This window comes from Streptomyces sp. PU-14G (assembly GCF_041028275.1).
GTDB lineage: Bacteria > Actinomycetota > Actinomycetes > Streptomycetales > Streptomycetaceae > Streptomyces.
Window position 1 is genome coordinate 1 of the sequence record NZ_JASKYT010000326.1, and the last position, 8,915, is coordinate 8,915.

Here is an 8,915-nt window from a genome sequence, read left to right on the forward strand (position 1 = left end):
GGTCCGCCGCACCCGCACGGGGTGTGCGGGTGCGGCGGGGGCCGGTCGGGTGCCTGCCGGACGTCGGCCGGCCGTGCGGGTCCCGGGCGTCAGTCCGCTGTGATGGTCTGCGCCGGGTCGGTGTCGTAGGCGGCGTTGAAGATGGCGGAGTCGCCGGCGTTGATCAGGCCGAGGCAGTTGGCCTCCGTGGCCTGGAGGTTGCCGCCGTTGACGACGAGCTGGTGGGTGGCGTTGTCGAAGTAGCCCGTCACCGTGGCGTCGCCGCCGCCGGGGCCCGCGAAGGACGCGGTGCACAGGCCGTCGGCGTCGGAGATGGAGGCGGTGATGCCGCTGATGGAGCCGATGACCCGGTCGGGGTTGCTCGGGTCGACGGACTCCGCGTTGATGCTCAGCGGGCTGGAGACGGTGACGTCGAAGCTGATGCCGGCGAGCGAGCAGCCGGAGAAGGTCAGCGAGTCGATGCTGCCCAGGCCCGCGCCCGCGTTGCCGGAACCCGTCTTGAGGTCGCCGCCGGCGTCCGAACTCGCACAGACCAGCTGCGCGTTGGGCACCGACAGGGTCGGCTGGGAGGCGTTCGCCGAGAACGCCCCGCCCGGGGTCACCGTCCAGGTGCCGGCCGAGGTGGCGGCGGCTGAGGCGGCGGAGAAGCCAAGGGCCGCGGTTGCGGCGACGGCCGCGACCGCGGCCCGTCTGGTGAATTTGCGCACGTGACATTCCCTCCACTGGATGTGTGATCCTGAAGAGCTGTGCTCCGCACCGGGGCGATTTTCTCGGCACAGCCGCTGCTCATCGCACGAAATGCTGCGCCACGCCACTTTCCGTATGCCCTTTTCGAGGGCTGGCACGACGGGACGTTACGCACTGGTAATGCGCCGGTGCAATACCTCGGCGCAAGAAGTGAGGGGCCGGTTCACGAAGGCCGGATTTCTTGTCACCACATGCGCGTCGAAGGCGTTTTCGCGGCGCGCTGTTCATCATCAGGTGCGCGTTCCGGCTCCGCCCTGGTGACGGAGCCCGGCAGCGGTGGCAGCGTGGTGGCTCGCGCGTGTACCGGCCATCTCCCGCGTTTCCGAGGGGCTGCGCCGCCGCGCCCGCTGGTCTAAGGTCTCCCGTGCACGAGCGCCGATGCCGTACGCCACCGACGCGAGGCGCCGCCCCCACGCGGCACGGCAGCGGAGTGCACGATTCCATCGACAGGCGGCCGGCCGCACCCGGCCGCACGAGGCCGGACTCGTCCCCCACCTTGGCCGGTTGGCTCGTCTGACCGACGCAGGCCGACAGTGGAGGGCACGTCCATGGTGCACACAGCAGCAGCGTCCCAGCCCCGCGCTCAGGCGCCGGGCCCGCTCCCCCAGGAACTGGCCTCCGTGATGTGGCCCGAACTGCCCGCCGTGGCGGACGAAATGGTGCAGGAGATCGGCCGGGCGGTGCCCGAGTACGGCCCCTTGCTGGAGGGGCCGAGCAGGACGGTCCTGCTGCACTGCGTGCGGCAGAACCTCACCACCTTCGTCGAACTGGTCGCGGACCCGGCGGCGTCCACGGCGCAGCGGGACGCGCTGTGCCGCAGCCTCGGCCGGCTGGAGGCCCACGAGGGGCGGGGGCTGCACTGTCTGCAGTCGGCGCTGCGCATCGGGGCCCGGGTGGGGCTGCGCCGCGCCACCGGCGTGGGCACCCGCTACAACCTGCCCGCCTCGCTGATCGTCGCCTTCGCCGACGCGGTCTTCGCCTACGCGGACGTGATCGAGTCGCTGTGCCGCGAGGGGTATGTGGAGGCCAGAGGCGGCAGGGACGACGCGTGGGAGTCGCAGCGCTCACGGCTGCTGCGGCTGATCCTGGCGGGCTCCGCGGCAGCGGACATGCCGGGCCCCGCCGGTGCGGCGCCCGGCCCCGAAACCCGCCGGGCGCACCGTGGTGCCCCCGCCTCGGAACCGGGGCGCGCGGCGCCGCACCCCGCCGTCGTGGAGCTCGCCCAGCGGGTCGGCTGGCCCGTACCCGAACGGGTGACCCTGGTGGCGCTGCGGCCGGGTGCCGCCCGGGACCGCTTACGCCTGCCGGGAGTCGACGGCGTACTGGCCGACCTGGACGATCCGCGCCCTCACCTGCTGGTCCCCGGCGAGGTGGACGAGGCGCGCATGGGGGTGCTCGGGCCCGCGCTGGGGGGCCGCCAGGCGGTGATCGGGGTGACCGTTCCGCTGAGCGGCGCGGCCGACTCGCTGCGCTGGGCGCGGCAGACACTGTCGCTGATGGAGACGGGGGTGCTGCCCGAGCGGCAGGTCGTGCGGTGCGAGGACCATCTGGTCACCCTGTGGCTGACCGGCGATCCGGCGCTGGCCGAGCGGCTGGCCACCCGGCAGCTCGCCCCGCTGGACGGGCTCACCACGGGACAGCGGGAGCGCCTGGTCGACACCTTGCGGACGTGGCTGACGACGCGGGGTACGGCGGCGCAGATGGCGGAGGCGCTGCACCTGCACCCGCAGACGGTGCGCTACCGGATGCGGGCGCTGAAGAAGACGTTGGGCGCCCAACTCGGCGATCCCGAACAGCGGTTCGCCACCGAGCTGGCACTGCGGGCGCTGCACCTGCGGCGCCCCGGCGCCGCACGGCCCCCGGCCGGTGCGCACGCACAGGGCCGGGAGCCGGAGATGCCCCGCGGGCACGAGGGCGGCTGAGCGTCAGCCCGGCGCTACCGGGCGGCGGTGGCCGGGGGCTGGGTGGCCTTGCCCAGGGTGAGGGTGAGGGTGTTGCCCTCGCCCGGCACCATGCTGTTGATGACCGGGGTGGCCAGCAGGCAGTGCTCGAACTTGGGGATGGTGTAGGTCCCGCTCAGCTTTCCGCCGGCGAAGACGTTGAAGCCCTCCTCGGACTTCAGGTCGATGACGGCCGGGGTCCTGGTCTTGCAGCGCGGGCCGACGGGGGTGGGGATTCCGGCGACCTTGAGGTTCTTCAGCCGGAGGGTGAGGTGCGAGGTGGTGGCGACCGCGCCGGTCTTCAGGTCGAGGGTGCCGGTCGTGGGCTCTTCCTCGATGAACTCGGTGGTCACCGTGATCGGGATACCGAGCGCCTTGAAGGAGCCCGGCGCGTCGGGGAGTCGGGTCTCGGCGGTCAGCTCGCCGGTGGTCAGGTCGGCCGACGTCTTCAGCGTGCCGGGACCGAGGGTGAGGTCGCTGCCGGGGCCGGAGAGGTGGGTGGTGCCGTTCAGGGGGTAGTCGAGGCGGACGGGGGTCGCGGCGGCACCCGTGTCGGCCTGCGTGGTGCCGGCGTGTGCGGTGTCGGCCTGCGCGGTGCCGGTCACGAGGACGGGTGCCACGCAGCCGAGTGCGAGCGCGGCGGCCACGCTGGCACGTCGGGCCGACCGTCCGGAGCGCGGGAGGGCGGCGGGGGCGTCGGCCGGGAACGCGGACGGCGTGCGTCTCATATCAGCTCCTGGGTCTCGGGGAATGCGCTGACGCGCATGAGCGGACCCCGTGGCCGCCTCGGGTACGGCCACGGGGTCCTCGGCCGCGCGATGCGGCCTGGGGGTACGACTCGCGAGCCATGACGCCGACGGAAAGGCGGCGCCCCGGTGAAAAGGAACGCTACGAGCGAGTAACCGGTCGCGCAACAGCGGTTTCTTGATTTCTTGACGACGGAAATGGTGGGCGCGTTTCTTTGTCTGTGCGCGCGCAATGCACGCGAGGTACGGGCGGATTCTTCATCCGCCGCTGAGCACCGCGGGCTCCGCGTACGGCCGCCGCCGGCGCGCGGCGCGCGGGCGCCGCCACGTACGTGAAAGAGATCGACGCCCTCTACAGCGGGGCGCGTTCCGCGCAGTAGGGTGCGCGCGTTCCCAGGTCACCGGCCGGAAGGAAGGACCGCACATGCGCACACCCGCGCGGATTCGGACCCGCTCGTGGCTGCTCCCGGCGCTGGCTGCGGCCACGACACTCACCGTCGTGGCCGTCGCCGCTCCCGGGAGTGCCAAGAGCCCACCGGAAGGCTCCACGGCGGCTGCCGCCGCGAGTGCGCCCGCCAGGAAGGCGAAGCCGGACGCGCGCAACGTGGTGCTCGCCGTGCACGGCGGCGCCGGGACCGCGCTGAAGCGGGACGAGACCAGCCCCGAGGAGGAGAAGGCCTACCGCGACGGCCTCAAGCGGGCGCTGCGCGCCGGGCAGAAGGTGCTGAAGGCGGGCGGCAGCAGCACCAAGGCCGTGGAGAAGGCGGTCAACGTGCTGGAGGACGACCCGCTGTTCAACGCGGGCAAGGGCGCCGTCTTCACCGCGGACGCCGGACACGAGCTCGACGCCTCCCTCATGCGCGGCTCCGACCTGAAGGCCGGTGCCGTCGCGGGCGTCAAGCACGTACGCAACCCCATCACGGCGGCCCGGCTGGTCATGGACGAGACCAAGCACGTGCTGCTCGCCGGCCAGGGCGCCGACGACTTCGCACTCCAGCAGGGTCTCAAGCCGGTGACCCAGGACTACTACTGGACCCAGCGGCGCTGGGACGAGCTGATGAAGGCCAAGGGCAGCGACCCGGGCAAGCCCGTCAAGGACGCCACCAAGGGCACGGTCGGCGCCGTCGCCGTGGACGGCGAGAAGGACCTGGCCGCCGCCACCTCCACGGGCGGGCTCACCAACAAGATGGCGGGCCGCGTGGGCGACTCGCCGCTCATCGGCGCCGGCACCTACGCCAAGAACAGCACGGTCGCGGCGAGCGCCACGGGGGCGGGCGAGGTGTTCATCCGCGGCGCCGCCACCGCGACGATCTCAAACCTGATGGAGTTCGAGGGCGAGGACGTGGCCTCCGCCGCCTACGAGGTGCTGATCAAGCGGCTGCCGAAGCTGGGCGGCGACGGAGGCGTCATCGCGCTGGACCGCCACGGCACCTTCGACGCGCCGCACAGCAGCGAGGGCATGCTGACCGGATACCTCACGCGGGACGGGAAGTTCGTCACCCGCATCTTCTCCGACGAGTCGCCGCCGAACACCTGATTCCGTGACCGGCCGCGCGTCACACGGAGCGCGGTCACGCTCCCCGTCGTCACACGCAGCGCGTCGCACGCCCCGCGTCACATGGCGTCGACGCCGGTCAGGGCCCGGCCGATGAGCAGCTTCTGGATCTGGCTGGTGCCCTCGTAGAGGGTCAGGACGCGGGCGTCGCGCAGGTACTTGCCCGCGGGGTATTCGTCGATGTAGCCGTAACCGCCGAAGGCCTGCAGGCAGTTGTTGCTGACCTGCACGGCCGTCTCACTGGCGTGGTACTTCGCGATGGAGGCCTCGGTGGCGTACTCCTTGGGCGAGGCGCCCGCGTCCGCCATCCGCGCGACCTGGTGGGTGAGCAGCCGCGCGGCACGGATCTCGACCTCCGACTCGGCGAGGAGTTCCTGGACGAGCTGGAAGGCGGCGACCGGCTTGCCGAACTGCTCGCGCTCCGCGGTGTAGCGCACCGCGGCGTCCAACGCGCCCTGGGCCAGACCCACCGCACCGGCCGCCACGGAGATCCGGCCGCGACTGAGCGTGCCCAGGGCGATGCCGAGCCCCCTGCCGACCTCGCCGAGGCGGGCCGTGTCCGGCACCCGCACGCTGTCGAAGGCGAGTTCGGCGGTGGCCTGGCCGCGCAGTCCCAGCTTGCCGTGGACCGGGGTGGCCGTGAAGCCGGGCGCGTCGGTGGGCACCAGGAACGCGGTGATGCCCTCCTCGCCGGTACGGGCGAACGTGAGGGCCACCTGCGCGACGGTGCCGTTCGTGATGAACATCTTGGCGCCGTCGATGATCCAGTCCCCGCCCTCGCGGCGGGCACGGGTGCGCAGCGACCCCGCGTCGGATCCGGTCCCCGGTTCGGTGAGCCCGAAGCAGCCGAGCGCCTCCCCGCTCGCCAGCCGCGGCAGCCACCGCTCCTTCTGCTCCGCGCTGCCGTGCACGGCGATCGTCTTGGCGACCAGCCCGAGCGAGACAGAGACGATGCCCCGCACCGCGGAGTCGCCCCGGCCCAGCTCCTCGGTGGCCAGGACGTAGGAGAGCATGTCGGCCGGTACCCCGCCGTACTCCTCGGGCAGGGTCAGCCCGAGGAAGCCGAGCTCGCCCAGCCGCCCGGGTATCCCGGGGTCCACCGCCTCCCGCCTGTCCCACTCGCGCGCGTACGGGACGACCTCGCGCTCCACGAAGTCGCGTGCCATGGCGCGCATGTCCTGCTGGGTCTCGCTGAGCCCGAAATCCCGGTGGTCCATGTCTTCCTCTCTGTCTGCGAACCGGCCGCCACGCGCCCCCTCGGCCAACGGTTCGAGGGGGCGTCCCTCATTCCGGCAGCGGCGCCATGGGGGTGATCAGGGGCAGGCCCAGGCGGGCCCGTTGCGTCAGCCAAAGGGTGGGCCGGTAGCGGGGATCGCCCGTCTCGGCGTGGAGAGCGCGCAGGAGGGCGAGCATCCGGGCGGCGCCGACCGTGTCGGCCCAGGCGAGGGGGCCGCGCGGGTAGCCGAGCCCGAGGGTGACGGCCACGTCGATGTCGTCGGGTGCGGCGATGCCGCGCTCGACGATCCCGGTGGCGACGTTGACGAGCGAGGCCAGCAGCCGCTGGGCGGGCGACCCGGCGGTGTCCCGCACGACGGTCACCGCCGCACCGTCCCGCGCCAGGACGGCCACCGCGTCCCGTACGGCGCTCGCCTCGGTCGCGGGCGTGACCGCCAGCACCCGGCGCGGGGACTCCAGGCAGAGCGGGTCGAGACCCAGGGTGCGCTCGGCGGGAAGCCCGCCGTCGGCGATGGCCGCCGCGACGGAGGTTCCCCAGGTGGGCACCAGGACCAGCGACGTGTCGGAGGGTGCGGCCACGGTGGCGAGGGAGGCCGCCGCGTCGCCCGTCACGGCGACGTCCCGCGCGGGGTCGCCGCCCGCCGGCCCCGGCTCCGGCGCGTCGGGCCCCGCCTCGCCCTGGCCGTAGGCGTAGAAGCCCCGACCGGTCTTGCGCCCGTGCAGGCCGGCCGCGACCCGGTTGGCCGTCAGGTACGAGGGGCGCAGCCGGTCGGCGTGGCGGAAGCCGGTCCAGACCGTCTCCATGACGGAGGCGGTCACGTCGAGCCCGGTCAGGTCCATCAGTTCGAAGGGCCCCATGCGCAGCCCGAGGACGTCGCGGGCGATCCGGTCGAGCGACGCGGGAGCGGCGACGGACTCCTCCAGCAGGGCGAACGCCTCGGTCACCAGGCCGCGTCCGGCGTGGTTGACGAGAAAGCCCGGGGTGTCGGCGACGGTGACGGCGCGGTGCCCCGACGTCTCGACCAGCTCCGTCAGCCGCGCGGTGACGCCCGTGCGGGTCGCGGCGCCCGGGACCACCTCGACGAGCTTCATCAGCGGCACCGGGTTGAAGAAGTGCAGCCCCGCCAGGCGCCCCGGGTCCGCCAGCCGTGCGCCGATCCGGGTGACCGACAGGGAGGAGGTGTTGGTCGCGAAGACGGTGGTGGCGGGCAGCACCCGCTCCAGACCGGTGAACAGCTCGGCCTTGACCTCCAGGTCCTCCATCACGGCCTCGACGACCAGATCGGGCGCGTCGTCGCCGTCCGGGACCGCGTGGGGCGAGTCCAGGGCGAGGAGGCCGGCGAGCGCTCGGTCGACCTCCGCGCGGCTCATCCGCCCCTTCTGCGCGGCGCGCTCCAGCATGGAGCGGACGAAGGCGACCGCCTCGCCCACCGACGCGGCACGGGCGTCGGCGAGTTCCACCGTGTGCCCGGCCACCACGGCCCACTGCGCGATGCCGCGCCCCATGGTGCCGGCTCCCACCACCCTGATCCGCATGAACGGCTCCCTCTCCGCGGCTGGTGCGGTCTCTCCGCTGTCAGCGCCCCATTGATCTGGCTTCCCCACCAAATTAGAGTCTCTTTGAGACGAACAACAGATCAGTTGCCCGGAAGCCCGAAAGAGCGGAAGCCCGAAAGCCCGGAAGAGCGGAGAGTGAGCCGTGGAGCTGCGCTACCTCGCCGCGTTCGTCGCCGTGGCCGAGGAGCTGCACTTTGGGCGGGCGGCCAAGCGGCTGCGGATGGCGCAGCCGCCGCTCAGCCAGCAGATCCGGCAGCTGGAGCGGGAACTCGACGTCCAGTTGTTCGAGCGCAGCACGCGGTCGGTGCGGCTGACCGGTGCGGGCGAGGCCTTTCTCGGTCCCGTACGCACGGTCCTCGCCGACCTGGAGTCCGCGACCCGGCTCGCCCGAGCGGCCGGCCGCGGCGAGTCCGGGCGGGTCAGCGTCGGCTTCGCGGGCGCCTCCAGCCACACCACACTCCCCCGCCTCACCCGCGCCGTCCGCACCGCGCACCCCGGTATCGCGCTGGTGATGCGGGGCCAGACGTACGCCAACCGGGCCCTCGACGAGGTGGCGGAGGGCTGCCTCGACCTCGGCTTCGTCCGGTCGCCGGTGACCAGGCCGGGCGTCCGCACCCGGGTGATCGCCGAGGAGGAGTTGGTCTGCGCACTCGCCTCCGACCACCCGCTGGCCCGCCAGGAGCGGATCGCCGTCGCGGACCTGGCCGCCGAACCGTTCGTCAGCTTCCCCGCCAACGCCGGCTCCAGCCTGCGGGACGTCACGTTCCTCACGTGTGAACGCGCGGGCTACCTGCCGCGCGTCGTCCAGGAGGCCCCCGACTCGTACACGATCCTCGCGCTGGTGGCCATGGGCGTCGGCGTCACTCTCACGCTCACCTCCTGCACCCACATCCAGCAGACGGGGCTCGTCTACCGCCCGTTGGCGGGCGCTCCCGTGCTGCTCCGCTCGGCGCTGGCGTGGCGCGCGGACAACCCGTCGGCGGCGCTGCGCAGCGTGCTGGACGTCGCCCGCGAAACCCTGCCCACCCCGCAGGGCCACCCGGAAACCGCCGAGGACGGCGCGGTGGCCGGGCCGCCCGCATGAGCTCCCCTTCCGCGCGCCGGGGCGCTGCTGCCGCGTGCGCGGCCCACCCC

General features: G+C 73.3%; 7 protein-coding genes. 3 read left to right on the plus strand and 4 right to left on the minus strand.

From position 1 onward, the window contains the following. Positions 1–89 precede the first annotated feature (89 nt). Positions 90–707, minus strand: coding sequence for a hypothetical protein (locus tag AB8Z75_RS27600; protein ID WP_369206629.1), 618 nt, complete (start codon positions 705–707; stop codon positions 90–92). 588 nt (positions 708–1,295) lie between these two features. Here AB8Z75_RS27600 and AB8Z75_RS27605 point away from each other — a divergent pair. Continuing rightward, positions 1,296–2,669, plus strand: coding sequence for a PucR family transcriptional regulator (locus AB8Z75_RS27605; protein WP_369206631.1), 1,374 nt, complete (start codon positions 1,296–1,298; stop codon positions 2,667–2,669). A 14-nt stretch (positions 2,670–2,683) separates the two neighbouring features. Here AB8Z75_RS27605 and AB8Z75_RS27610 read toward each other — a convergent pair whose 3' ends face one another. Further along, on the minus strand, positions 2,684–3,415 hold the full coding sequence (locus AB8Z75_RS27610; protein ID WP_369206633.1) for a hypothetical protein: 732 nt from the start codon (positions 3,413–3,415) through the stop codon (positions 2,684–2,686). Between the two features lie 442 nt (positions 3,416–3,857). Here AB8Z75_RS27610 and AB8Z75_RS27615 point away from each other — a divergent pair, with 442 nt between their 5' ends. Beyond that, positions 3,858–4,970 (plus strand): isoaspartyl peptidase/L-asparaginase family protein, encoded by a 1,113-nt coding sequence (locus AB8Z75_RS27615; RefSeq protein WP_369206635.1) that lies wholly within the window; start codon positions 3,858–3,860, stop codon positions 4,968–4,970. A 77-nt stretch (positions 4,971–5,047) separates the two neighbouring features. On the opposite strand, the gene AB8Z75_RS27620 is transcribed toward AB8Z75_RS27615, so the two are convergent. Both AB8Z75_RS27620 and AB8Z75_RS27625 read right to left on the minus strand, forming a co-directional pair. Next, entirely contained in the window at positions 5,048–6,205 is a 1,158-nt protein-coding gene (locus AB8Z75_RS27620; protein ID WP_369206637.1) for an acyl-CoA dehydrogenase family protein, read from the minus strand. A 67-nt stretch (positions 6,206–6,272) separates the two neighbouring features. Continuing rightward, entirely contained in the window at positions 6,273–7,760 is a 1,488-nt protein-coding gene (locus AB8Z75_RS27625) for a 3-hydroxyacyl-CoA dehydrogenase (RefSeq protein ID WP_369206639.1), read from the minus strand. Between the two features lie 163 nt (positions 7,761–7,923). On the opposite strand from AB8Z75_RS27625, the gene AB8Z75_RS27630 reads away from it, so the two are divergent. Further along, positions 7,924–8,865 carry a LysR family transcriptional regulator gene (locus AB8Z75_RS27630; protein ID WP_369206641.1) on the plus strand — a complete coding sequence of 314 codons (942 nt, stop codon included), beginning with the start codon at positions 7,924–7,926 and terminating at the stop codon, positions 8,863–8,865. Positions 8,866–8,915 lie beyond the last annotated feature (50 nt).